At 65.5% G+C, this 24,753-nt stretch carries 23 protein-coding genes and 2 pseudogenes; 2 read left to right on the forward strand and 23 right to left on the reverse strand.

All coding sequences use genetic code 11. The annotated features are described in order from the left end of the window. Positions 1 to 5 precede the first annotated feature (5 nt). From nuoK to AADZ55_RS06300, 11 genes are read right to left on the reverse strand one after another with little or no spacing between them, the layout of a single operon-like run. On the reverse strand, positions 6 to 305 hold the full coding sequence (gene nuoK, locus AADZ55_RS06250) for an NADH-quinone oxidoreductase subunit NuoK (RefSeq protein ID WP_085323326.1): 300 nt from the start codon (positions 303 to 305) through the stop codon (positions 6 to 8). Then, complete coding sequence (locus AADZ55_RS06255) at positions 302 to 1,090, reverse strand: NADH-quinone oxidoreductase subunit J (RefSeq protein ID WP_085323468.1); 789 nt, start codon at positions 1,088 to 1,090, stop codon at positions 302 to 304. The genes nuoK and AADZ55_RS06255 overlap by 4 nt, the downstream gene beginning before the upstream one ends. 20 nt (positions 1,091 to 1,110) lie before the next feature. Beyond that, positions 1,111 to 1,656 carry an NADH-quinone oxidoreductase subunit NuoI gene (gene nuoI / locus AADZ55_RS06260; RefSeq protein WP_119184876.1) on the reverse strand — a complete coding sequence of 182 codons (546 nt, stop codon included), beginning with the start codon at positions 1,654 to 1,656 and terminating at the stop codon, positions 1,111 to 1,113. Further along, positions 1,649 to 2,929, reverse strand: a complete 1,281-nt coding sequence (gene nuoH / locus AADZ55_RS06265) for an NADH-quinone oxidoreductase subunit NuoH (protein WP_085323328.1) — start codon at positions 2,927 to 2,929, stop codon at positions 1,649 to 1,651. Before nuoH ends, nuoI begins: the two co-directional genes overlap by 8 nt. Beyond that, positions 2,926 to 5,337: an NADH-quinone oxidoreductase subunit G gene (locus AADZ55_RS06270; protein WP_085323329.1), complete on the reverse strand. Its 2,412-nt coding sequence runs from the start codon at positions 5,335 to 5,337 to the stop codon at positions 2,926 to 2,928. Before AADZ55_RS06270 ends, nuoH begins: the two co-directional genes overlap by 4 nt. Beyond that, positions 5,334 to 6,662, reverse strand: a complete 1,329-nt coding sequence (gene nuoF, locus AADZ55_RS06275) for an NADH-quinone oxidoreductase subunit NuoF (protein ID WP_085323330.1) — start codon at positions 6,660 to 6,662, stop codon at positions 5,334 to 5,336. The genes AADZ55_RS06270 and nuoF overlap by 4 nt, the downstream gene beginning before the upstream one ends. Then, entirely contained in the window at positions 6,659 to 7,441 is a 783-nt protein-coding gene (gene nuoE, locus AADZ55_RS06280) for an NADH-quinone oxidoreductase subunit NuoE (RefSeq protein ID WP_085323331.1), read from the reverse strand. Before nuoE ends, nuoF begins: the two co-directional genes overlap by 4 nt. Continuing rightward, entirely contained in the window at positions 7,438 to 8,760 is a 1,323-nt protein-coding gene (gene nuoD, locus AADZ55_RS06285) for an NADH dehydrogenase (quinone) subunit D (RefSeq protein ID WP_085323332.1), read from the reverse strand. Before nuoD ends, nuoE begins: the two co-directional genes overlap by 4 nt. After that, positions 8,760 to 9,461, reverse strand: a complete 702-nt coding sequence (locus tag AADZ55_RS06290) for an NADH-quinone oxidoreductase subunit C (RefSeq protein WP_085323333.1) — start codon at positions 9,459 to 9,461, stop codon at positions 8,760 to 8,762. The genes nuoD and AADZ55_RS06290 overlap by 1 nt, the downstream gene beginning before the upstream one ends. Next, the gene (locus tag AADZ55_RS06295) at positions 9,458 to 10,012 is read right to left on the reverse strand and encodes a NuoB/complex I 20 kDa subunit family protein (protein WP_085249769.1); all 555 of its coding nucleotides are present in this window, start codon (positions 10,010 to 10,012) and stop codon (positions 9,458 to 9,460) included. The genes AADZ55_RS06290 and AADZ55_RS06295 overlap by 4 nt, the downstream gene beginning before the upstream one ends. An 8-nt stretch (positions 10,013 to 10,020) precedes the next feature. Continuing rightward, entirely contained in the window at positions 10,021 to 10,407 is a 387-nt protein-coding gene (locus tag AADZ55_RS06300) for an NADH-quinone oxidoreductase subunit A (protein WP_085323469.1), read from the reverse strand. A 347-nt stretch (positions 10,408 to 10,754) separates the two neighbouring features. Here AADZ55_RS06300 and AADZ55_RS06305 point away from each other — a divergent pair, with 347 nt between their 5' ends. Beyond that, positions 10,755 to 12,017: a PPE family protein gene (locus tag AADZ55_RS06305; RefSeq protein WP_085323334.1), complete on the forward strand. Its 1,263-nt coding sequence runs from the start codon at positions 10,755 to 10,757 to the stop codon at positions 12,015 to 12,017. 34 nt (positions 12,018 to 12,051) lie between these two features. Here the strand turns inward: AADZ55_RS06305 and AADZ55_RS06310 are convergent, their stop codons facing one another. From AADZ55_RS06310 to AADZ55_RS06350, 9 genes and pseudogenes are all read right to left on the reverse strand, one after another. After that, the gene (locus AADZ55_RS06310; protein ID WP_085323335.1) at positions 12,052 to 12,453 is read right to left on the reverse strand and encodes a response regulator transcription factor; all 402 of its coding nucleotides are present in this window, start codon (positions 12,451 to 12,453) and stop codon (positions 12,052 to 12,054) included. Positions 12,454 to 12,475: 22 nt separating this feature from the next. Beyond that, positions 12,476 to 13,030, reverse strand: coding sequence for a YceI family protein (locus AADZ55_RS06315; RefSeq protein ID WP_085323336.1), 555 nt, complete (start codon positions 13,028 to 13,030; stop codon positions 12,476 to 12,478). Between the two features lie 9 nt (positions 13,031 to 13,039). Continuing rightward, positions 13,040 to 13,465 (reverse strand): nuclear transport factor 2 family protein, encoded by a 426-nt coding sequence (locus AADZ55_RS06320; RefSeq protein ID WP_085323337.1) that lies wholly within the window; start codon positions 13,463 to 13,465, stop codon positions 13,040 to 13,042. A gap of 10 nt (positions 13,466 to 13,475) precedes the next feature. Next, entirely contained in the window at positions 13,476 to 14,855 is a 1,380-nt protein-coding gene (locus tag AADZ55_RS06325; RefSeq protein ID WP_085323338.1) for a phosphotransferase family protein, read from the reverse strand. Further along, the gene (locus AADZ55_RS06330; protein WP_085323339.1) at positions 14,852 to 16,090 is read right to left on the reverse strand and encodes an acyl-CoA dehydrogenase family protein; all 1,239 of its coding nucleotides are present in this window, start codon (positions 16,088 to 16,090) and stop codon (positions 14,852 to 14,854) included. Before AADZ55_RS06330 ends, AADZ55_RS06325 begins: the two co-directional genes overlap by 4 nt. A 10-nt stretch (positions 16,091 to 16,100) precedes the next feature. Continuing rightward, positions 16,101 to 16,712, reverse strand: a complete 612-nt coding sequence (locus AADZ55_RS06335) for a TetR/AcrR family transcriptional regulator (protein WP_085323340.1) — start codon at positions 16,710 to 16,712, stop codon at positions 16,101 to 16,103. Next, positions 16,712 to 17,608, reverse strand: coding sequence for a hydroxymethylglutaryl-CoA lyase (locus AADZ55_RS06340; RefSeq protein ID WP_085323470.1), 897 nt, complete (start codon positions 17,606 to 17,608; stop codon positions 16,712 to 16,714). The genes AADZ55_RS06335 and AADZ55_RS06340 overlap by 1 nt, the downstream gene beginning before the upstream one ends. A gap of 46 nt (positions 17,609 to 17,654) precedes the next feature. Next, positions 17,655 to 18,252, reverse strand: a pseudogene (locus tag AADZ55_RS06345) (CoA transferase); the annotation flags it as partial. 69 nt (positions 18,253 to 18,321) lie between these two features. Further along, positions 18,322 to 19,292: pseudogene (locus AADZ55_RS06350) on the reverse strand (NADPH:quinone oxidoreductase family protein). A gap of 78 nt (positions 19,293 to 19,370) precedes the next feature. Here AADZ55_RS06350 and AADZ55_RS06355 point away from each other — a divergent pair. After that, complete coding sequence (locus tag AADZ55_RS06355) at positions 19,371 to 20,231, forward strand: oxidoreductase (RefSeq protein WP_085323342.1); 861 nt, start codon at positions 19,371 to 19,373, stop codon at positions 20,229 to 20,231. Between the two features lie 709 nt (positions 20,232 to 20,940). Here the strand turns inward: AADZ55_RS06355 and AADZ55_RS06360 are convergent. The 3 genes from AADZ55_RS06360 to amrS all read right to left on the reverse strand — a co-directional run bounded on the left by AADZ55_RS06360 (position 20,941) and on the right by amrS (position 24,752). After that, positions 20,941 to 22,146, reverse strand: coding sequence for an acyl-CoA dehydrogenase family protein (locus AADZ55_RS06360; RefSeq protein WP_085323343.1), 1,206 nt, complete (start codon positions 22,144 to 22,146; stop codon positions 20,941 to 20,943). A 29-nt stretch (positions 22,147 to 22,175) separates the two neighbouring features. After that, entirely contained in the window at positions 22,176 to 23,585 is a 1,410-nt protein-coding gene (locus AADZ55_RS06365; RefSeq protein ID WP_085323344.1) for an acyl-CoA dehydrogenase family protein, read from the reverse strand. A 78-nt stretch (positions 23,586 to 23,663) separates the two neighbouring features. After that, positions 23,664 to 24,752, reverse strand: coding sequence for an AmmeMemoRadiSam system radical SAM enzyme (gene amrS, locus AADZ55_RS06370; protein ID WP_085323345.1), 1,089 nt, complete (start codon positions 24,750 to 24,752; stop codon positions 23,664 to 23,666). Between the last annotated feature and the right edge of the window lies 1 nt (position 24,753).

A 24,753-nucleotide genomic window follows, 5' to 3' on the forward strand; every position in this document is an offset into this window, starting at 1 on the left:
GATCTTTAGCCTTTGAGTAGATTCGCGTCGTCGACCGACGCCGATTTGCGGGCACGGAAAATCGTCATGATGATGGCCAGGCCGATGACGACTTCGCAGGCGGCCACGACCATAGTGAAGAACGCGATCATCTGCCCGTCGAGATGGCCATGCATTCGCGCGAAGGTGACGAACGCCAGGTTCACGGCATTGAGCATCAGCTCGACGCACATGAACATCACGATCGCGTTGCGTCGCAACAGCACACCCGCGGCCCCGATGGTGAACAGCAGTACCGAGAGATATAGGTAATTCGCCGGGTTCATGACGCACCACCTTCGACAACGCCAGAGACGGCTTCGGGCGAGGGCGTCGCAAGGCCGTCCGCCCCTCGGGTCCGCAGCATTCGGGAGACCGACAACTCTGAGTAGGAGCCATCGGGCAGCATGGCGGCCACGTCGACCGCGTTGTGGCGCGCGTAGACACCCGGGTTGGGCAGCGGGGTGGGGTATCCGCCGGGACGGAACCGCTCCTCGGAGAGTTCGCGCTGAGTCTTGCGGCGCTCGAACCGCTCCCGGTGTGCCAGCACCATCGCCCCGACGGCTGCCGTGATCAACAGCGCGCTGGTCAACTCGAACGCCCACAGGTAGCGGGAGAAGATCAGCGCCGCCAGGCCCTCGACGTTTCCATAGGCGTTGGCGGCGCTCAGTCCGGCGAAGCCCCGGGTCGCCGCATGGCCGATGGCGCCCATCAGCAGCACACCGAACCCGACACCGGCCACCACCCCGACGACCCGCTGCCCGCGCAGCGTCTCCTGCAGTGATTCCGCGGAGTCGACACCGATCAGCATCAGCACGAACAGGAACAGCATCATCACCGCGCCGGTGTACACCACGACCTGAACGACGCCCAAAAACAGCGCGTCCTGGGCCATGTAGAACACCGCCAGGATGATCATCGTCATCGCCAGAAACATTGCCGAGTACACGGCGTTGACGGCCAGCACCACCCCGAGCGCGCCGATCAGCGCAAGCGCGCCGAGCACCCAGAACATCACCGCTTCGCCGGTGGAGGTGCGGACGATGACGTTCGCGGCCAAGTCAGCGGCCAAGCCGTGGGCCAGGATTGCGGTCACCGAGAATCTCCGAGATGTTGGGTCTCCCGCAAACCCGCCGCGGTCACGTTGCCCAGGTAGTAGTCCTTATCGGTGGCACCGGGCGCTCGGGGATGTGGCGGCGCGGCCATCTCGGGCAGCAGCGGGGCCAGCAGCCGGTCCTTCTCGTAGATCAGGTCGGCGCGGTTGTCGTCGGCCATCTCGTAGTCGTTGGTCATCGTCAGCGCCCGCGTCGGGCACGCCTCGACGCACAAACCGCAACCGATGCAACGCAAATAGTTGATCTGGTACACGCGGCCGTAGCGTTCCCCCGGCGAAAACCGCTCTTCTTCGGTGTTGTCCGCGCCCTCGACATAGATCGCGTCGGCCGGGCAGGCCCAGGCGCACAACTCGCAGCCGATGCACTTCTCTAGGCCGTCGGGATACCGGTTGAGTTGATGGCGGCCGTGATAGCGCGGTGCTACCGGTCCCGGTTTCTCCGGATACTCCTCGGTGACCGTCTTTTTGAACATCGAACCGAACGTCACGCCGAATCCGGCTATTGCGTCAAAGAATTTAGCCACTCGCATTCTCCTTACTTGCACCCACGGGCTGGGCGTGGGTCTGAGCCGGCGGCTGCGTTGGCAGCGGCGGCGTCGGGAATAGCGATGGGGTGCCGGTACTTTCGTCGCGACGCTGGCGAAGTTGGCGTGCTAATGCGCGAGCACCGGGCGCGCTCAACGGCCTTCGCAGCGACGCCACCAGCGCCGCGGCAACCACGATGCTGCTGATCACCAGCGCCAGGGTCCAATGCGGATAACCCTGGTTGCGCATCGAGCGGATGACCGCAGCGATCATCACCCATACCAGCGAGACCGGGATCAGCAACTTCCAGCCTAGTGCCATGAACTGGTCGTAGCGCAGCCGCGGCAGCGAGGCCCGCAGCCAGAAATAGATGAACAAGAACGTCCACACCTTGGCCGTGAACCAGATCAGTGGCCACCACCCCGTGTTCGCCGCCGCCCACATGTTCACCGGCCAGGGGGCATGCCAGCCGCCCAGAAACATGGTTGCGGCCAGCGCCGAAACCGTCGTCATGTTGACGTACTCGGCCAGCATGAACATCGCGAACTTCAGCGACGAGTATTCGGTGTGAAAACCAGCGACCAGCTCGCCCTCGGCTTCAGGCAAATCGAATGGCGCCCGGTTGGTCTCGCCCACCATGGAGATGAGGTATACGACGAACGATGGCAGCAGCAGAAAGATGTACCAGACCCGGTCTTGTGCCGCCACGATCTGGGAGGTGGACATGCTGCCGGCGTAGAGGAACACCGCCGCGAAGGACAACCCCATCGCGACCTCGTAGGAAATGACCTGCGCGGTCGAGCGCACCCCGCCCAGCAGCGGGTAGGTGGACCCGGACGCCCAACCGCCCAACACGATGCCGTACACCCCGATCGCCGACAGTCCCAGGATGAACAGCACAGCGACCGGAAGGTCGGTTATCTGCAACGGCGTCCGGTGGCCGAACACCGACACCTCGGGACCGAACGGGATGAACGCGAAAGCGGTGAAGGCGGGAATCACCGAAATGATCGGCGCCACAAAGTATACGAATCGATCGATACCACCGGGCGTGATGCTTTCCTTGAGTGCCAGCTTGATTCCATCAGCCAGACTCTGCAGGGCCCCTTTTGGGCCCACCCGGTTGGGGCCGGGCCGCAACTGCATCCTGCCCAGCAGCTTGCGTTCGGCCAGGATCGCCACCAGCACCGTCAGCATGAGAAACACGAAAACGGCGATCGCCTTGGCCGCCACCAGCCACCAGGTGTCGTGGCCGAAGGTCGTGAGGGTCATGCGCCCACTCCGATCCGCACCAGGCCGCCGATTGTTACGCCCAGCTGCCTGTGCACTGCCGAGCCTGCTGAGTTCAGTGGCAGCCACACCACCCGGTCGGGCATGTCGGTGACGCTGCACGGCAAGGTGATTGAGCCGCGCGACGTGCTGACGGTGACCGCCTCGCCGTCGGTGGCGCCGATCTCGGCCGCCGTATCGGGCGACAGCCGTACCACGGGTGTGCGCGCGGTACCGGCCAGATAGGGTTCGCCGTCCTGCAGGCGGCCCTCGTCGAGTAGCATCCGCCAACCGGTCAACACCGCCTCACCCGCTTCGGGTTGGGTTCCCCCGGTGGCTGCGACGTGGGGATTGGCGGCGTGTTCGCCCTCCCAGACGCCGAGCCCGGCCAGCTCCTCGCGGGCCGCCTCGACGGTGGGCACGCCCAGATAGACACCCATTTCGTCGGCCAGCGTGTCCAGCACCCGATGATCCGATTGTCCGGCTCGCTGCAGCGCGGGTTCGAACGGGCGGTAGCGGCCCTCCCAGTTGACGAAGGCGCCGGACTTCTGGGTCGTCGGTGCGACGGGGAATACCACGTCGGCCCGTTCGGTGATGGCGCTGTGCCGCAGCTCCAGGCTGACCACGAAGCCGGTGGCGTCAACCGCGGCCAACACGGCATCCGGATCAGCGAAGTCTGCGGCTTCGATGCCGCCGACCAGCAGCGCGCCCAGTGTCCCGTCGGCCGCGGCGGCCAGGATGCCATCGGCGTCACGCCCAGCCGCAGCGGGCAATTCAGCAACGTGCCACGCCGCACAGACCTGCGAGCGGGCGACGTCGTCGTCCAGCGGGCGCCCGCCTGGCAGCAGTGCGGGCAACGCGCCGGCCTCCAGCGCGCCGCGTTCCCCGGCCCGGCGCGGCACCCAGGCCAGCTGCGCCCCGGTGGCGTCGGCCAGCCGGGCTGCGGCGGAGAATCCGCCGGGCACCGTGGCCAAGCGTTCCCCGACCATGATCACCGCACCGGGCGTGGCCAACAGGTCTTTCAGGGCAGCCGAGCCTTCGCCGGTGGCCAGCTCGTCTAGCGCCGAAGGTTCTGCTCCGGGAGGGGTTTTGAGCAACCGACCGGACATTTTCTGCAGCGCGCGGGTGGCGAACGGGGCGATCGCGTAAATAGGTAGACCGTGTTTGCGTGCCGCCTTGCGCAACCGCAGGAACACGATGGGTGACTCCTCTTCGGGCTCGAGCCCGACCAGGACGACCACCGGCGCCGATTCCAGATCGGAATAGCTGACGGTTACCGGCCGGCCGGCGATGCGGGCAGCCAGGAAGTCGGCTTCCTCGGCCGAATGCGGTCGGGCGCGGAAGTCGATATCGTTGGTGTCCAACGCAATTCGCGCGAACTTGGCATAGGCGTAGGCGTCCTCCCACGACACCCGACCGCCGACCAGGACGCCCGTGCGGCCACGGGCTGCCGCCAATCCCTCGGCGGCCGCCACTATCGCATGCGACCACGACGTGGGTACCAGCGATCCGTGCGCATCACGGATCAGGGGAGTGGTGAGCAGGTCCGGCTGGGTCGCGTAGGTGAAGGCCCACCGCCCTTTGTCGCAGTTCCACTCCTCGTTGACTTCGGGGTCGTCGCCGGCAAGTCGGCGCAAGACCTTGCCGCGGCGGTGGTCGGTTCGCTGCGCGCACCCTGACGCGCAGTGCTCGCAGACGCTGGGGCTGGAGACCAGATCGAACGGGCGCGCCCGAAACCGGTAGGCGGTCCCGGTCAGCGCGCCCACCGGGCAGATCTGCACCGTGTTGCCGGAGTAGTAGGACTCGAACGGTTCACGCGTGTAGATGCCGACCTGTTGCAGGGCGCCGCGCTCCTGCATGTCGATGAACGGATCTCCGGCGATCTGTTCGGAGAACCGTGTGCAGCGGGCACACAAGATGCAGCGCTCGCGATCCAGCAGTACCTGCGAGGAGATGTTGATCGGTTTGGCGAAGGTGCGCTTGACGTCGACGAAGCGAGAATCGGCGCGGCCGTTGGACATTGCCTGGTTCTGCAGCGGGCATTCGCCGCCCTTATCGCACATCGGGCAGTCCAGCGGGTGGTTGATCAGCAGCAGTTCCATCACGCCGTGCTGGGCCTTGTCGGCGGCCGCTGAGGTGAGCTGGGTGCGCACCACCATGTCGTCGGTGGCCACGGTGGTGCATGATGCCAGTGGCTTGCGTTGGCCCTCGACTTCGACCAGGCATTGCCGGCATGCGCCGACCGGATCCAGTAGCGGGTGGTCGCAAAACCGTGGGATCTGGATGCCTATCAGCTCTGCCGCGCGGATCACCAAAGTCCCCTTGGGGACGCTGATTTCGACGCCATCGATGGTCAGCGTCACCATCTCCGGTTGGGCCACCCGGTTTTCGGTGTCGGCCGTCTGGGTCATGAACTCACTCCGTTCGGCGTCAGCATCGAGTCTTTGGGGTCGAACGGGCAACCGCCGCCCTCGACGTGGGCGACATATTCGTCGCGGAAGTGTTCGATCGACGACATCACCGGGCTGGCGGCGCCATCGCCCAAGGCGCAGAACGACTTTCCCAAGATCGAATCCGAGATGTCCAACAGTTTGTCAAGGTCTTCTCGGGTGCCTCCGCCGGTTTCCAGCCGCTGGTAGATCTTGTCAAGCCAGAAGGTGCCCTCCCGGCACGGTGTGCACTTGCCGCATGACTCATGCTTGTAGAACTCGGTCCAGCGTCGCACCGCGCGCACCACGCAGGTGGTCTCGTCGAAGATCTCCAGTGCCTTGGTTCCTAGCATCGAGCCCGCCGCACCCACACCCTCGTAGTCCAGCGGCACATCGAGGTGCTCGGCGGTGAGTAGTGGTGTTGAAGACCCGCCGGGTGTCCAGAACTTGAGCCGGTGCCCGGCGCGCACCCCGCCGGCATAGTCGAGCAACTCCCGCAGCGTGATACCGAGCGGGGCCTCGTACTGTCCGGGACGGGTGACGTGACCGGACAGCGAATACAGCGTGAAGCCAGGCGATTTCTCGCTACCCATCGACCGGAACCAATCGATCCCGTTGAGAATGATCGACGGGACACTGGCGATCGTTTCGACGTTGTTGATCACCGTGGGGCAGCCGTACAGCCCGGCGACGGCGGGAAACGGCGGCCGTAGTCGGGGCTGGCCGCGCCGACCCTCGAGCGAATCGAGCAGCGCGGTCTCCTCGCCGCAGATGTAGGCGCCGGCCCCGGCGTGCACCACCAGCTCCAGGTCGAAGCCGGAACCGGCGATATTGCGCCCCAAGTAGCCGGCGGCGTAGGCCTCGGTCACCGCGTTCTGCAGGCGGCGCAACACCGGGAGCACTTCACCGCGGACGTAGATGAATGCATGGTGGGCCCGGATCGCGTAGGCGGCGATGATGACGCCTTCGATGAGTACATGCGGCGTCGCCAGCATCAGCGGAATGTCTTTGCATGTACCGGGTTCGGACTCGTCGGCATTGACCACCAGGTAGTGCGGCTTGGCGGCCGCACCGGTGTCGCCTTGCGGGATGAACGACCATTTCGTCCCGGTGGAGAAGCCCGCGCCGCCGCGCCCCCGCAGCCCGGAGTCCTTGACCGCTCCGATCACCGCGTCGGGTGCCATGGTCAGGGCCTTCTGCATTGCCCGATAGCCGTCGTTGCGTTGATACGTGGCCAAGGTCCACGACTCCGGGTCGTCCCAGTAGCGGCTGATCACCGGCGTCAACGGCGTGGCCTGTGCGGTCATGACTGGCCCCCCGGCCTGGATTCCGGCCCGGCTTCTGGCGGAGCGGGTGCCCGCATACCGTTTTCCTGTGCCACCCTCAACCCAGCCAGGGTGGCCGCACCGGCACCACCCTGACCTTCGTCGGGACGTTGGTCGGGTAAGCCCGCCAGGATGCGCGACGTCTCGCGGAACGCGCACAACGGCGCGCCGCGGGTCGGCGCCTTCGGCTCGCCGAAGCGCAGCGAGTCGACGAGTTCGCGCGCCGATACCGGCGTCTGGTTGTCGAAGAATTCCCAGTTGACCATCACCACCGGTGCGTAGTCGCAGGCGGCATTGCATTCAATGTGCGCCAGGGTGACCGCACCGTCGGAGGTGGTTTCGTCGTTGCCAACGCCCAGATGGTCCTTGAGGGCGTCGAATATGGCATCGCCGCCCATGACGGCACACAGTGTGTTGGTGCAGACGCCGACCAGGTAGTCACCGGTGGGGCGCCGGCGGTACATCGTGTAGAAGCTCGCCACCGCCGACACCTCGGCCCCGGTCAATCCCAGCTGGTCGGCGCAGAACTCCAAACCCGCCGGGGTCAGGTAGGAGTCCTCGGATTGCACGAGATGCAGTAGCGGCAACAGGGCGGAGCGCGGGTTGGGGTAGCGACCGATGATGTCCTTGGCGTCGACCTCCAGCCGCGCCTGCACGTCAGCTGGATACGACTGGGGAGCGCCGTCGACCAGGAACTGGTTGGGCTCCTCGGGTGGCGGCCCGAGCCGGATGAACACCGGCTGGCCCTGCGGGCCGGTCATCGGTCCACCCCACCCATGACTGGGTCGATGCTGGCGACGGCCGTGATCAAGTCGGCTACCATCCCGCCTTCGCTCATCGCAGCGACGGACTGCAGGTTGGTGAATGAGGGATCCCGGTAGTGCACCCGGTACGGGCGGGTACCGCCGTCGCTGACCATGTGCACGCCGAGTTCTCCGCGTGGTGACTCCACGGCCACATAGACCTGACCCGCCGGAACGCGGATGCCCTCGGTGACCAGTTTGAAGTGGTGGATCAGCGCTTCCATCGAGGTGCCCATGATTTTGGCGATGTGCTCGGGTGAGTTACCCAGGCCGTCGGGCCCTACCTTTAGGTCGGCCGGCCACGCGAGTTTGCGGTCCTCGATCATGGTTGGGCCAGGCCGCAATTTGTCCAGACATTGCTCCACGATCTTCACCGACTCCCACATCTCTTTGACGCGAATGATGTAGCGCCCATAGGCATCACACCCGTCATCGGTGATCACGTCGAATTCGTAGTTCTCGTATCCGCAGTAGGGTTCGCTTTTCCGCAGGTCGTGCGGCAACCCGGTGGAGCGCAAAATCGGGCCGGTGATCCCCAGCGCCATGCACCCGGTCAGGTCCAGGTAGCCGACGCCCTCGGTGCGGGCCTTCCAAATTGCGTTTTCGTTGAGCAGATCGCCCATTTCGCGCAGCGGTTGGCGCAACTGCTTGACGGCTTCCGCGATTTCGGTGGTCGCATTCGGCGGCAAATCCTGCGCCACGCCGCCGGGTCGAATATAGGCGCTGTTCATCCGAAGACCGGTGATCGTTTCGAACACGCGCAGGATGATCTCGCGTGCTCGGAAGCCGACGAACATCGGAGTCATGGCGCCCAATTCCATGCCGCCGGTCGCCAAAGCGACCAGATGCGACGAGATGCGGTTGAGCTCCATCATCATGACCCGGATCACGTTGACCCGCTCGGGTATCTCATCGGTGATGCCGAGCAGCTTCTCCACGCCCAGGCAGTAGGCCGTCTCGTTGAAAAACGGTGACAGGTAATCCATTCGGGTCACGAAGGTGACGCCCTGGGTCCAATAGCGGTATTCGAGGTTCTTCTCAATCCCGGTGTGCAGGTAGCCGATTCCGCAACGGGCTTCGGTCACTGTTTCGCCCTCGATCTCGAGGATCAGCCGCAACACCCCGTGGGTGGACGGGTGCTGGGGCCCCATGTTGACGATGATGCGTTCACCGGGATCCGCGCCGCGGGCTGCGTCGACGATCTGTTGCCAGTCCTGGCCGCCCGCGACCAAGATGGTCTCGCCGGCGCCGCCAGCAGAGTCAGTAGTCGCGGTCATCAGTGATACCCCCTCCGCTCATCCGGCGGGGGTATCTGCGCGCCCTTGTATTCGACTGGGATCCCCCCCAATGGGTAGTCCTTGCGTTGCGGATGCCCCTGCCAGTCATCAGGCATTTCAATCCGGGTCAGGGACGGATGGCCGTCGAAGATGATCCCGAAGAAGTCGTAGGTTTCGCGCTCGTGCCAGTCGTTGGTCGGGTATACCGGGAACAACGAAGGAATATGCGGATCACTGTCCGGCGCAGACACTTCTAGCCGGAGGCGACGGTTGTGGGTGATTGACTGCAGCGGGTAGACGGCGTGCAGTTCTCGACCCGTCTCGTGCGGGTAGTGCACCCCGTTCACGCCGAGGCACAGCTCGAAGCGCAGTTCGGGTTCGTCGCGAAGTCGTTGGGCGACCTGCGCAAGCAGTTCCCGGCGGACGTGCAGGGTCAGTTCGTCGCGGTAGACGACGACTTTCTCGATGGCATCGTCGAATTCGACACCGGTGCGCTGCAGCGCCTCGGCCAGCCGGTCGGCGACGTCGTCGAAGTAGCCTCCGTAGGGCCGGGGGCTGCTGCCCGGCAGCGTGACTTCGCGAACCAGCCTCCCGTATCCGGAGGTGTCGCCGGTGCCGGACACCCCGAACATGCCGCGGCGAACTTCGACCACTTCCGCATCGCTGGTTGTTTCCGGTGGGGTTGGGTCGGCAGGGTTCATCGCAGCAGTCCGCGCATCTCGATCGTGGGCCGGGCCAACAAGGCCGCCTCTTCGGCCTCGGCGATGGCACGCTCCCGGTTGACTCCCAACGGCATTTCCTGAATCTTTTCGTGCAGCTTCAGGATTGCGTACAGCAGCATCTCCGGGCGCGGCGGGCAGCCGGGCAGGTAGATGTCGACCGGAACGACATGGTCGACGCCCTGCACGATCGCGTAGTTGTTGAACATCCCGCCCGAAGAGGCGCACACGCCCATGGCCAGAACCCATTTCGGCTCGGCCATCTGATCGTAGATCTGCCGTAGTACCGGCGCCATCTTCTGGCTGACCCGGCCCGCCACGATCATCAGATCGGCCTGTCGCGGTGTGGCCGAGAACCGTTCCATCCCGAACCGCGCTATGTCGAACCGCGGTCCCGCGGTGGCCATCATCTCGATTGCGCAGCATGCCAACCCGAACGTCGCCGGCCACAGTGAGTTCTTGCGGACATAGCCCGCCACCTTCTCGACCGTGGACAGCAGGATTCCGCCGGGCAACTGTTCTTCCAGTCCCACGTCCTACCTCAATCCCACGTCAGGCCCCCGCGGCGCCACACATACGCGTAGGCCACGAACACCGTGAGCATGAATATCACCATTTCGACCAGTGCGAACGTGCCCAACGAGTCGTAGCTGACCGCCCACGGGTAAAGGAACACGATCTCGATGTCGAAAACGATGAACAACATTGCGGTCAGGTAATACTTGATCGGAAAGCGCTGCCCGCTCGCCGCATGCGGGCCGTTGGCCGAGCCGGCCTGGGTGTCGGCGGGTTCGATGCCGCATTCGTAGGCGGCTTGTTTTGACCGGTTGAACCGCGATGGGCCGACCAGGCTCGCGATCACAACCGACACCACGGCAAAGGCAGCGGCCAGCGCCGCCAGCACCAGGATGGGTATGTAGACGTTCAACTCGCTCCATGATCCGTCGTACGGGGCCGCCAGCGTAGCGGCCGGGCGGTGACCGGGCTGCTGTGACGAACCGGGGCTTCGGGCCATCACAGTGACCTTCAACATAGTCTCGCAACGGCCGAAGCACTTGCCCGGGGGTCGGCGCAGAACTCCTGGCCGGGTCCGGCGTCGGTCGCCGCCGTTCGGCGGAACAAGCTGACGATTGCGCGTCTCGGCGAATTATGTGAATGTTGGTTTAACCCGCCGATAAGCGCAGCATTTGTTGTTAATCTCAGCATTCGCCGGTTAGTCGCAGGGCTGCATTGAGGTCGGCGTGAAACCGCGGGCGATGCGGAAGGACGGAAGCTGTGAGTTTCGTTGTGCTGCCGCCGGAGATAAATTCCTTGCGAATGTTCATCGGTGCGGGCACAGCGCCAATGTTGACCGCAGCGGCGGCCTGGCAGGGGCTTGCCGAGGAGTTGGGGATTGCGGCGCAATCGTTTGCGTCCGTGACGGCCGGGTTGGCGGGCCAGGCGTGGCAGGGTCCCGCGGCGCGGGCGATGGCGGCCGCGGCGGCCCCCTACGCCGGGTGGCTGGCCGCGGCGGCCGCTCAGTCTGCTGGGGCGGCCGGCCAGGCGCGGGCCGTGGCCAGCATGTTTGAGGCGGCGCAAGCGGCGACGGTGCTTCCGGCGGCGGTGGCCGCCAACCGCGATGCGTTCGTGCAGCTGGTGATGACGAACTTGTTCGGGCAGAACGCGCCGTTGATAGCGGCCGCTGAGGGCGTGTACGAGGAGATGTGGGCCGCGGATGTGGCCGCTATGTCCGGGTACTACTCCGGGGCGTCGGCGGTGGCCGCGCAGGTGGTGCCATGGGGGAGCGTGCTGCAGAGATTTCCGGGTTTGGGCGGCGGCGCTGTCGGCGAAAACGTCGGCAGTAGCGACACCAGCGTCGGTAGTGGCAGCGGCGGCGGTGCGAGCGTCGGCAGTGGTAGCGGCGGCGGTGAGAGCGTTGGCAGTGGCAGCGCAGCCGTTGGCGGCGGGGGCGCCGACCACGTCGGAAGCGGCATCGCCGGCGGTGGGGTCGCGCAGGGCGATCCGGCGTATGCCACCGGCGGCCAGACAAACATCGGCGGTGGCGAGGTTGGCACCGGGGACGCCGTCGGTGCCAGCGCTAGCAGCGCCAATGCCGGCGTCGTGGGCTCCGGATTCATGGCCGCCCCGATCGCGTTGGCCGCTCTGGGCCAGGCGGCACGTGCCGGCACGAACTCTGCCGGCCGAAATGCCACCGGTCCAGCTCGGGCGCCGGAACCAGCGGCTGCCGCGCCGCCGGCGGCCGAACCAGCGGCTGCCGCGCCCCCGGAGGCCGAACCAACGGTTCCAGAAATGGGGGCGCTGTCCACAGTGGATCCCGAAATTGCAGCCAAGGCCGCTGCGGTCTCGGCCACGCGGGTGACCCAATCCACCGGTTCTGGCATTCCGGAGTCGACACTTCGTACAGCGCAGGGTCAGCAGGCTTCGGAGACCGCGGCGGAGGAGGAAGAAACAGCGCCGTCCTTGCGGCCGGAAGCGGCAACGGGGCAGTTGCGACCTCGGGTAAAGCAGGACCCGAGGATTCAAATGCGGGGTGGCTGACCACTCGCCCCGAGATTGCCGTGAGCGCCGCTGGTCAGTGCGCGGGCGCGCGGAGCAGTCCGAGCACCGTGCGGCCCAGCACGATGGGGTCGACGGGATGCGGAACCGCGGCCTCGGCCCGCGACCAGCTGGCCAGCCAGGCATCGTCGGGGCGGCCGGTGAGCACCAGGATCGGCGGGCAGGTGGCAAGTTCGTCTTTGAGCTGTTTGGCGATTCCCATGCCTCCGGTCGGTGTCGCCTCACCGTCGAGGATGGCCAAGTCGATGCCCCCCTGATCCATCTGTCGTAGCACCATCGGGCCGGTCGCCACCTCTAGGTAGGTCAACTCGGGTAGATCCGGATGCAACCGTTTGCCCAGGGCACGCATCACCCGTTCGCGGGTCTGGACGTTGTCGCTGTAGACGAGGATCCGCAGGTCGCTGCTGGAGTCGGGCACGGTGCGATGGTACTGGCCCCGGCTATTGGGCTCCGCGTCGTACCGACCGCGCCCGCGCAAACACGGCCTCCGCCGACGCCGTCGCGGTCGCACCCATCACACCGAACCTGTTCCAGCCCAGCCCGAACTGGGCCCGCTCGATCTCGGCTTCGGCGGATATCCGCACGGAGTCGTCACCCAGCCGGGTAACCGTGACGGGCAGGGGCACCGGGTCGGCGATGCCTTTGATGGTGAAGTTCGCCCGTAGGTCGGCGCTTTTGCCCTTGGTCGGGTGCAGTGCGGTGATGACGATACGGATCTGTGGGAAGTGTTCGGCATCGAAGAAGTCGGCCGAAAGTAGGTGCTTGTCGCGCAGGCCGATACCGGTGCGCAGCGACGCGACGTCGATTTCGAGGTGGCCGGAGACTGCGCCGTCGCTGGTCAGCTCACCGTATCCACTGAACTCGGTGAACTCGCCCGTGACGGTTAGCAGCCCCCACATGTTCTTGATCTTGAAGGTGATAGTCGAGTCGTCCCCGACGAGATTCCATGACCCGGCGGCGTCGGGATCGGTCAGCAGTGTTTCCAGGGTCGTCATCGTGGTGCCTCACTGTCTATCGACCTTCGTCGAGCTTCGCAGCAGGGGTGCCAGCTCGGCGGGGTCGAAGTACTCGTCGATACGGTTGATCAGACCACCTATGTCCAGCTTGATCACGATGCAAACCCGCATGGCGATCGACTGGCCGGCTTGGCTGTTCGCATGCAACATGTGCTGCTGAACGAAACCCCTGCTGGATCCATCGTCGAACACCTGACGGTCCAGGAGCTCGTAGCGACGCACGGTGGTGGCCGAGATGAACCAACCGATCACCCGCACTGCGCGGGCCTTGTCGTCATCACGGCGGGCGCCGGTCCGCCAGACGGCGATGTCGTCGCTGCAGAGACGATCAACCGCCGCCAGATCGCCGCTCTCGATCGCGGCGAACAGCCGGTCGGCCACCTCGATGATGGCCTCGGCAGTGCTACTGGGCATCAGGCGATTCCTATTCGCCCTCGTATCCAGGGTGGGCAACCGTCAACCGATGTCGAACCAGTGTCCGCAGGCAGGCGATCACCTCGGCGGCGCGCCCATCGCACTCGCCGGCCCGGATCGCGGCGGCGAGTGCGGCCTCGTCGACAAAGCCCAGATTTGCTAGTGCCGCGCGGACGTCGGCGTCGCCCGGGCCGAGCAATTCGCGTTCGACAATGCGCAACGCGTTGGCGGCCACCCGGGCCGCAAAATTGACCCGGACGTTGGCCTGCCCGCTGGTCGCCTCCCGCACATCGCTTTCCAGGAACTCGGCCACCGCCGCCACCAGCTCGGCGGCCGTCGGGCGGCCATGGGCGCCGGTCGGGTCCGATTGACCGGCCGCTGCTCGGGCTGGGGCGGCGCCCCCGTCGTCGCCCGCGGGCGGCGCCCCAGCCAGCAGGGTGAGCAGGTCCCACTCGTTCTCGCAGACCCGGCGCCCGATCGTCGCAAGTTCCACCGAGCGAACCTGCCCGCTCAAGTGGCGTTGTGCTTGGTAACGGCAAATGACTCCCCAGCGCAGCGTGGCCAGCAGCAGCCACCAGCGAAACACCGCTCGATCGACGGTCCTGCCGCTGGCTTCCCGGTAGGCCTGCAAAAAGTTCTCGATACTGCCCAGACCGCCGGCGCCGTGGCTGGCCGGCGCACCGAACCGCCACGCACGTACGCAGAACCAGGCCAGATCTTCGAATGCCGCACCGATGTGGACCAGCTCCCAGTCCAGGACCGCGGCAAGATCGGATCCGTCGACGATGAGGTTTCCCATCCGGTAGTCGCCGTGCACCAGAACTTCGGGGGTGGGCGATGGCCTCTGGGCGGCCAGCCAGCGGAATGCCCATTCGAAGGTGGCGGTGGTGTCACCCATGGCGTCCAGTCGTGTCCGCCACTGCACAAGTGGATCCTCGCGGGCCAAGCCGGGGTCGCCGGAATCGGCCCGGTGAATTGTGGCCAGCGCTTGTGCGCACTGGCGCAGCAGCCGCCCCCGGCCCGCCTCATCAAGTCCGCGCTGGATGCGCCGGACGATGGTTTCACCCTTGACTTCCTCGCATACCAGAAACGGATTGCCAAGTGCCGCAGGGGAATCGTCGGCAACCAATACGGGCGGAACCGGAGTCCCAGCGGCTGCGGCGGCGGCCTGGACCCGGGCTTCCAGCTCCATGCCGGCATGGACGTCGTCGGGCGGCCCGATGCGCAGGATCAGCGACCGGCGCCCGTCGCTGGTGATGGCGTCGAACGCCCACGTGCTGCGACTGGCCCCGCCGGTGAGTGCGCGCAGATTGCCGACCGTCACCCCGGCGCCCAGCACCGGGCCCAACACCGCGGGCAAGCTGTCCAGTAGCCGCTGCGCTTCGTTCACTTCTTGCCGAACTTGAACAGCCGCTGGGCTACCCGCCGAATCTGAATTTCCTCCGCGCCCTCGGTTATTCGGTAACGACGGTGGTGGCGGTAGATGTGCTCGAACGGCTCGTGGCGGCTGTAGCCGACACCGCCGAACACTTGCATGGCGCGGTCGGCAGCCTCACACACCAACCGATTGGCACGATAGTTGGCCATCGACACTTTGTCGGACACTTCCATGTGATGGTTGTGGTCCAGGTGCGAGGCCGCGTAGTACACGAGCAACCGCACCATCTGGGCCTCGGTCTGCAGTTCGACAAGCGGCCACTGGACGGCCTGGTTCACCGACAGCGGCTTGCCGAACACGGTGCGGTCGTTGGCGTAGGCCACCGCCCGGTCGATGCAGTATTGGGCCGCGCCCAGGCTGCTGGCGGCTTGGCGAATCCTGTTCTCGTGCAGGAAGGTTTGGCCGACATCGAGGCCGTGGTCGACCTCCCCGAGCACCGCGTCGACCGGCACTGCGACGTCGCTGAGCTCCACCTCGCCGTGATCGGTGGGCATGTTGAATGTCCACCAGTAGTAGGGCACGTTGAAGCCGGGGGCATCGGTCGGTACCAGGAACGCGGTGATACCGCGGGCCTGGCCCGGGTCGCCCGAGGTGCGGGCGAAAACCAGGTCGTGGGTGGCGCGATGGACACCGGTGTTGAACCGCTTGGCGCCGTTGATGACCCAGCCGTCGCCGTCCGGTTCCGCGTGGGTCTCCAGCCAGGTTGCGTCCGACCCGTGCCTCGGCTCGGTCAGTCCGAACGCCATCGAGCGCTCCCCGGTGATGAGGGCCTCGGTCCATTCCTTCCGCTGGGCGTCGGTGCCGAACCGGTCCATCATGATGACCTGTGGGAAGTTGCCGACGATCGACGACTCGTCCTGCAGGTCGTTATGCAGCCCGAGCCCTTTGTGCGCCAGGTGTTCCCGGATGACGGCCATGTCGATGTTGGTTCCGTCGCGGCCGCCGAACTGCGCCGGTAGGCCGTAGCGCAGCCAGCCCGCCTTGTCGGCGCGCCTGCGCATCTCGCCGAGCAGGTCCTCCCACTCCCGTCGTGGGATGCCGCCGTTGTCCCAGTCGGTGCGGGCATGTTCTCGACGATGATCGAAGTACTCGATGTTGTCCCGTTCCAGCGGCTTGATCTCGGTCTCGATGAACTCGTCCATCTCGGCGAGCAAACCCGGAAGATGTTCTGGCAAGTCGAAATCCATGGTCGTCTCCTTAAGTGCCGTACAGAGTCTTCTTCCAGATTGTCGACAATGTCTTGACGGCATCCGCATCGCTGATGTCCAGCCCCAAGCCGGATGGTCCGACGAACACGGTGGTGAAATTCTCGAACAGCAAGGCGATGGCGGCGGCGGTGTGCTCGGGATGAAGATCGGCGCCGTAGCCGTGGTCTTGGGCGCGTCGTACGGATGCGGCGACGATGTCCATGCCGAAACGCCGAAATTCGTTCTGCACGGCCGCGAAGCGCTGCTGGGTAGCGGCCAGCTGGGCGACGGCGATCATGATGCCGATGTTCTGTTTGAACATGTTCCAGTAGCCGGTGACCACCGCGGTGAAGAACGCCTCGTCGTCCGGCGACTCCGGCAGGTGCACACTCCACCCTGACGGCGTCACCACATCGTGCAGGAACGACTCTGCCAGTGCGGCCAGCAGGTCTTCCTTGTCGGTGAAATACCGGTAGAAGACCGCCGGCGATTTTCCCGCGGCCGAGGTGATGTCGGCCAGAGTGGTGCCGTGAAAACCGTGCTCGGCGAACAGTTTCCGTGCGGCCTGTTCGATGGCCTGTCGGGTCTGGCGGCCCTTGGTGCTGACGAGTTCGGCGGGCATCAGCTGCGGATACGGTCTCCGGCGCGCAGCAGCGCGCTTGGTAGGTCATGCCCGACGACCGATTTCGCCAGATCCGCCGCCGCGATGGCCGCCTGCAGGTCGATGTCGACATCGATACCGCTGTCGGTCAGCAGATACACCAGATCCTCGGTTGCGATATTGCCGGTGGCCCCCGGCGCGAACGGACAACCACCCAGCCCGCCGACCGAGGCGTCCAACCGGGTGACGCTGGAACTGACGGCGGCATAGGCACTGGCCAGCCCGGCGCCGCGGGTGTTGTGGAAGTGCGCGCCCAGCGGAAGGTCGCCAATCACCGGACGTAGTTGTGCGATCAGTGAGGTCACCCGTCCTGGGGTGGCGGTGCCGATGGTGTCGGCGATCGAGAAGCGATCGGCGCCCTGGTCGCGGGCGGCCGCCGCGATGTCGAGGACGCGCTGGGGCGGGGTAGGCCCTTCGAAGGGGGAATCCCACGCGGTGGCGACGATGACCTCGACGGTGACGTCTCCGCCGTGCGCTATGGTGACGATGTCGCCGATCTGGTCGGTGGCCTCAGCACTGGTCCGCCCGACGTTGGCGGTGCTGAATCCGTCGTCGGCTGCCACTACGTATTCGATTGCGCGCAGTCCCGCCGCGATCGCCCGCCTGGCGCCGCCCCGACTGGCCACCAGCGCGGAGAATTCGATGTCGGGGTAATTGTGCAATTCGGCGGCGAGCTCAGCGGCGTCCGCCATCGACGGCACCTTCGATGGGGACACGAACGCCGTGGCTTCTACCTCGCGCACACCGGTGGCGGCCACCGCGGCGAGTAGTTCCAGCTTGGCCGACAACGGAATTGGTGTCTCGATCTGCAAACCGTCGCGCAGTGACACTTCGCGAATATCTACATGCTGGGTCATGGCACCGCTCCTTTCCATCGCTTCGCCCTGCATCGTCGCCAGGCGGTCATACGATCTCCTTGGCGCGCAGTTCGGCGAGTTCTTCCGCGGTCTTGCCGAGCAGCCCCGCATAGACGTCGTCGTTGTGCTGTCCCGGCCGTGCGGGCCCGCCGTTGCGGACATGGCCCGGGGATTCGGAGAGCACCGGCACGATCCCCGGTCCGAGCACGTTGCGACCGAAGCGTTCGTCGTAGTGCTCGACCAGCATGCCGCGCGCCCGCAGCTGCGGGTCGTTGACCACCTCGGCCACCGTGTTGATCGGCCCGGCGATCACCCCTGCTGTGGAAAGGGTTTTCGATGATCTCACCGGGCTGCCGCTCGGCAGCCCACGCGCCGATGATGTTGTCGAGTTCGTCCTGGCTGCGGCCGCGAGCAACATGGGTGGCGAACCGGTCGTCGGTGGCCAGCTCGGGGCGTCCCATCGCTTGACACAGCCGCGCGAACACGGTGTTCTGGTTGGCCGCGATCACCACCCAGGAACCGTCTGCGCTGCGGTAGATGTTGGACGGCGCGATACCTTCCAACCGGGTGCCCGACGGGCCGCAAACTACCCCGCCGACGTCGTAATCCGGAATCGTGGATTCCTGCACCCCCGGGGAACTCTGCTATGAAACTAAAAGTGACACTACTTTTTCTTTTGATGGGGCACAAGGGCTGTCGCAGCGGCCAGGTGCTTAGTCGCGGACACGCAGGACGACCTTTCCTCTGGCGCTCCGATTTTCCAGCGATGCGATGGCGGCGGCGGCCTGCTCGAGCGGGTAGACCACTGGCTCGGGCGGGGACAACTTGCCCGACGCGAGCAGCTGCTCAAGTGCGGCCCACTGTTCGGTCAGCGCGCCGGGATGCGTCCCGGCCCAGGCGCCCCAGCCAACACCGACCACGTCAATGTTGTTGAGTAACAGGCGGTTTACCTTCACCGTGGGGATCTCACCGCCGGTGAAGCCGATGACCAGTAGCCGTCCCCCGGGGCAAGCGAGCGCAGCGAATCGGTGAACCGGTCACCGCCGACCGGGTCGACCACGATGTCGACGCCACGACCGTTGGTCAGCTCCTTGGCCGCGTTCTTGAAACCCTCGGCCAGCACCACGTCAGTTGCCCCGGCAGTCGTTGCGATGTGCGCTTTCTCCTCGGTGCTGACCACGGCGATGACGCGGGACGCTCCGAGCACCGACGCCAATCGCAGTGCGGACGTGCCGATCCCACCGGCGGCCCCGTGCACCAGCACCGTCTCGCCTGCCTGCAATCGGCCGCGCACGGTCAGCGCGAAATACACGGTCAGGTCGTTGAACAGTACGCCGGCACCCGATTCGAAGCTCACGTTGTCCGGGAGCTTGAACGCCCGGTCGGGTGCCAGCATCGCGACCTCGGCCATGCCGCCGGTGAGCATGGTCAGGCCGGCCACACGATCGCCGGGTTGCACATGGGCGTCAGTCGGCGCCGAACGAACCACCCCCGCGATCTCGGCGCCCAGTACGAACGGCGGCTCCGGCCGGTACTGGTAGAGGCCGCGGGTGAGCAGCGCGTCCGGGAAGGCCACCCCGGCGGCGTGCACCTCGACGACGACGCCGTCGCCGGCGGGTTCGTCGACGTCTGTCACCTCCACAGCGTCCGGACCATCCAGTCGAGTCACCCGTGCCGCGCGCATGCCACCTCCGTTGTCAACTCCTGCCGCCTCAATCTAGCGCTTGAAACGTCTCCATCGGCTCGACGCTAGCCTCGTTCTATGGACCCCTTTCCACTTGGCAGCTTTTCGGTCGCCCGCATCGGCTTCGGCGCGATGCAACTGCCCGGTCCCGGTGTCATGGGGCCACCGCGGGACCACGACGAGGCGCTGGCCGTGCTACGGCGGGCGGTCGAACTCGGCGTGAACCACATCGACACCGCCCAGTTCTACGGGCCGGACGTCGCCAACGAACTGATCCGGGAGGCGCTGTATCCGTACCCGGATAACCTGGCGTTGGTGAGCAAGGTCGGCGGGCGTCGCGATGACGCCGGCGCCTGGCTGCCGCTGTCCGATCCCGCCGACTTGCGCAAAGACCTCGAGGCGAACCTGCGTACCCTCGGCGTCGACCAATTGGCTGCGGTCAATCTGCGACTGTTTGAGAGTGCAGCGCCGGATCGACTGTTCGACGATCAGCTTTCGGTCATGATCGCCGCCCGAGACGAAGGGCTGATTGGCGGCATCGGCCTCAGCGAGATCACCCGCGAGCACCTGTTGCGCGCACTAGAAGTTACTGAAATCGTCTGTGTACAAAACGCTTTTAACCTAGTCCATCGGGCTTCGACCGCGGTGCTGGACGAATGCGGCGCGCGCGGCATTGCCTTTGTGCCATTTTTCCCGCTGGGAGCGGCGTTTACCGGACCGAACAATCCGGTGCTGGGCAATGTGTTGGTCCAGCGCGAGGCGGAGCGACTCGGCCGCACCCCGGCACAGGTCGCCTTGGCGTGGACGCTGAGTGTGGCGCCCAATGTGTTGCTGATCCCAGGTACCTCGTCGGTGCGGCACCTCGAGGAGAACCTGGCCGCCGCCGACATCGAACTCGACGACGAGACCCGCCAGCAGCTGAACGCAGTCGCTGGATAATGCCGCCGGTCGTCGGTCCCCGCGACGGCGCGACATGGTGACCTTCCAGACCTAGGCGCCGACGGTCGAGGACAAGGCAGGTGTCGAAGTAGAAACTCGAGAGTTCGTGGAGCGACTCCCCGCGGTCGCGACCCATGTCCGTCTGTGGCGCTTTGCCGAGCCGCGACCTAGCCCTAGCGAACATAAAGGCGTGCGCATGGTAGTGGCACAGCGAGTTTTGGGAAGTGGCACCTCGCGCTCGGCTGGGCACCGTTGGGAGCCAGCTTTTTTGGATCGAGATGAGCTCATGACGAAGGAAGTCAAGCAGACACCACACGCGGTCGCGGAGGCGACTGGGCGTATGCCTGCTACGTCCGGGTGTTGCGGCGCCTGGGGCACTACCGTTGGTTTGCGCTCTATGTGAAGCCACGGGGTCACCAGGTTGGACCGAGCGCTGATCCGCGCGAGCCGTGGCCGGTTGTCGTCAACGGGTCCGACCATGGCGACGATGCTTCTCACGACGACGGGCAGGGAAAACCGGTAAGCAGCTGGCCAAAGAATTTGCCCGAGCAGGACTGCCCCAAATCCCTTGCGGCGCATCGCTGTGGAGTTCGACAACGACGAACTACGCTGACCATTCTCAAGAGTGCGCGAATGGCTACTGCGTGCACACTAGTTTCCGGCTGCTTGTGAGCTCGGAGCGGGCACGGGCGTCGAATGAACCCGGCCGCTATTTGAGTTCCGACGACGACAGGCCCAGTAGTCGGCGGGCGACCACCAGCTGCTGGATCTGCTGGGTGCCCTCGAAGATGTCCAGGATCTTGGAGTCGCGTGCCCACTTCTCCAGCAGTGATTGCTCGGAATATCCTGTGGTTCCTGCTAATTCGACGGTCTTGCAGGTAACGTCGCTGGCCATCCGGCCGGCCTTGGCCTTGCTCATCGAGGCTTCTTTGGAGTTGGGGATGCTGTTGTCGGCCTGCCAAGCCGCGCGCAGGGAGAGCAGGTAGCTGGCCTCCCAGTCGGCCTCCATCCGCAGGAACTCGGCGGCCGCAGCGCTCTGGGCGTGCGCGGGTTTGTCGTAGCAGATCTCGACCCCGGCGTTGGTGAGGATGGTGCGGATTTCCTCCAGCGCGGCGCGGCCGATCCCGACGGCCATCGCGGCAACGATCGGCCGGGTGTTGTCGAAGGTCTCCATTACCCCGGCAAAGCCTTTGCCGACTTCAATTTCCGGGTTCCCCAGCAGGTTGTCCTTGGGGATCCGGGCGTTGTCCAAGCGGATGACCGCGGTATCAGAACCCTTGATGCCAAGTTTGTGCTCGAGTCGTTCGACTGTTACACCGGGATGTTCCCGCGGCACGATGAACGACTTGATCGCCGGACGGCCCAGGGACTTGTCCAGCGTGGCCCACACCACGATGTGGGAGGCGCGCGAACCGGCAGTGACAAAGATCTTCTCGCCGTTGAGTACGTACTCGTCGCCGTCCAGGGTGGCGGTCGTCGACACGGCCGCCGAGTCCGACCCGAATTCAGGTTCGGTGATGGCCATCGCCGCCCACACTTTGCCCAGGCGCTGCAGCTGCTCGTCGGTGGCGACCCCGGAGATGGCCGCGTTGCCCAGGCCCTGATAGGGCAGTGACAACATCATCGCGACATCGCCCCAGCTGGCTTCCATGGTCTGCACCAGCGCGGCCATGTTGGGGCCGTTGTGGTTTTCGTCCTTGCGTTCACTCTCGCCCCGGAATGCTTCGGTGCCAGCGAAATTGAACGATTCGGCAGCACCTTCGAACAGATTGATCAGGGTGTCGAGTTCTACCGGATAGGCGTGTTCCTTGAGGTCGTATTTGCGGGCGATCGGCCGCATCATCTCAGCGGCACCCTGATGTGTCTTGACGATCACCGCTTGTAGCTTGCGCGGTAGCTCCAGATTGATTGCCATGATTGATCTTTCGCTTGGAGAAGTGCTGACTAGATGACGACAACGCCCTCGGCGACGCCGATGACCCGCAGATCGCGGTACCAGCGCTCGACCGGGTGCTCCTTGGTGTAGCCGTGGCCGCCAAGCAGCTGCACGCCGTCCAGGCCGATTTGCATGCCCTTGTCGGAGCCGAGCCGCTTGGCCAGTGCTGCTTCACGTGCGAATGGAAGACCCTGTTCGGCGCGGGATGCGCCACGCCAGGTGATCAGCCGCAGCCCGTCCAACTCGATGGCGATGTTGGCGCACATGAACGCCACGGCTTGACGGCGGGCGATGGGCTCGCCAAAGGCCTCGCGTTGTTTGACATACGGCACGACGTAGTCGAGCACCGCGTGGGAGGTGCCGACCGCCAGCGCCGCCCAGCCCAGCCGGGACAGCGCGATGGCCTCCGAATAGGCGGTGTCGTAGTCGTTGTCGGGGGCATCCTCTTCCCCCAGCCGGGCATGTAGCGGCACCGACACATTGGAGAGCTCGACTTGGCCCAAGGCTGCGGCGCGAATCCCCATGCTCGGGTCGGCCCTGACGGTGAGGCCGGGGGCGGATGACTCGACAATGAACAGCGTCGGCTTGCCGGCGAGCTGCGCGCCGACGATGAACAGCTCGGCGTCGGCGGCCGCCGGGACCAGCGACTTCACGCCGTTAATCCGGTAACCCGACGGAGTACGCACCGCGGTGGTCTTCAGCCGGGTGGGGTCGAACAACGGCTGCGGCTCGGCGATGGCGACGCAGGCCTGCGGAACGTTGTCGCCGGCGAACTCCTTGAGATAGGCGGCCTGCTGGTCGGCGCTACCCCAATGGGTAAGCGCCGACGCCACCCCGCCGGGCGCCAGTATCGGCAGTGCCAGCCCCATGTCGCCGTAGGCCAGTGCCTCGGCCACCAGCACGTTGGTCACGCTGGAGCGGTGTTCGGCGATGCCGTCGAAGTCCTCGGGGATGTTGATCGCGGTAATGCCCAGTTCGGCGGCCTTGGCGATCAAATCGGACGGGTAGGCCGCGGCTTCGTCGGCGTCGTGTGCGGCGGGCCGCAGTATCTCTTCGGCGAACTCGTCAACGGTCTCGACGATCAGCTTCTGGTCGTCGTCGGGCGTCAGATCGAAGTAGTCCCGGCCGCTGGACTTGAGCCGGGTTGGTCCGCCACGCAGGCTCTGGACCCGTTTGAACTGACGAGTTGCGGCGCCGGCGGTGGAAAACATCGTCTTCGCCCCGTAGCGCAGGGACCGGTTCAGCGGATCGCGCAGGTGGTATTTGTCCAGGAACTCCTGGCCGACGATCGGGGTGAGCAGCGCCAGTGCGACGTCGATGCCGGTCCGCTTGTGCGGCTGCAGCCCGACCCCGGTCTTGCGGCCGCGTCGCTTGGTGCGCGGGCCGGAGGGTTCTGTGGCAGAGGTGGTGTTGGTCATGTCGGCAGCCTCGGTCGTTGGGGCGATGCGGGTGATCCTATCTTACTCCGGAGTAAGATAGGGCGCTTGTTAATTTGTTCACATCCGGGACAGGTTGGTCAACAAGGGCAGCCGTCGGCGTCCCCAGTGTCCGGCCGGTCCGTCGAAGACACCAGACAACCGACAGCCGCATGCCTGGCAGCGCCCGTCCCCGGTGAGGGCGTAGTAGCGCATCGCGTACCAGTCGCGAACGACCACCGTGGTCCCGCATCCTGGGCACAACGTGCTGCCGCCCTCGGCATCGTGAACGTTTCCGGTGTAGACGAAGTGCAGGCCTTCACCAATGCCGATATGGCGGGCGCGCGTCAGCGTCGCGGGCGGTGTAGGCGGCGTGTCCGTCATCTTGTAGTCGGGATGGAACGCGGTGAAATGCACCGGCACGTCGACGCCAAGGTTTTCGCGGATCCATCTGCATTCGGCGGCGACTTCCGCGTCGCTGTCATTGCGTCCGGGAATCAGCAGGGTGGTGATCTCCAACCACACATTCGTCTGGTGCCGCAGGTAGGTCAGGGTATCCAAGACGTTGCGCAGGTGACCAACGCAAACCTTGCGGTAAAAGTCTTCGGTGAATGCCTTCAGGTCGACGTTGGCGGCATCGACGTGTCGGTAGAACTCCGCGCGGGGCTCGGGACACATGTACCCGGCGGTCACCGCGACGGATTTGATGCCCCGGTCGTGGCAGACGTCGGCGACGTCGGCGGCGTACTCCCAGAAGATGGTCGGGTCGTTGTAGGTGAATGCCACGCTGCGACAACCCAATTCGTCAGCGGTTTGTGCGATGTCCGCGGGCGTGGCTCGGCGGGCAAGGGTGTCGATCTCGCGGGACTTCGAGATGTCCCAGTTCTGACAAAAGCGGCATGCCAGGTTGCACCCGGCGGTGCCGAAGGATAGCGTCGCCGAACCGGGCAAGAAGTGGTTGAGCGGCTTTTTCTCGATCGGATCGACACAGAACCCGCTAGAGCGTCCGTAACTGGTGAGCTTCACCTGACCGTCAAACCTGCCGCGGACAAAGCACAGGCCACGCTGGCCCTCGTGCAGCTTGCACGCGCGCGGACATACGTCGCACTGGATCCGGTCGTCTTCGAGTCGGTGCCAGTGTTTCGTCGCGATGGTGAATGGGTCGCTCATG

This window comes from Mycobacterium decipiens, assembly GCF_963853665.1.
Classification (GTDB): domain Bacteria; phylum Actinomycetota; class Actinomycetes; order Mycobacteriales; family Mycobacteriaceae; genus Mycobacterium; species Mycobacterium decipiens.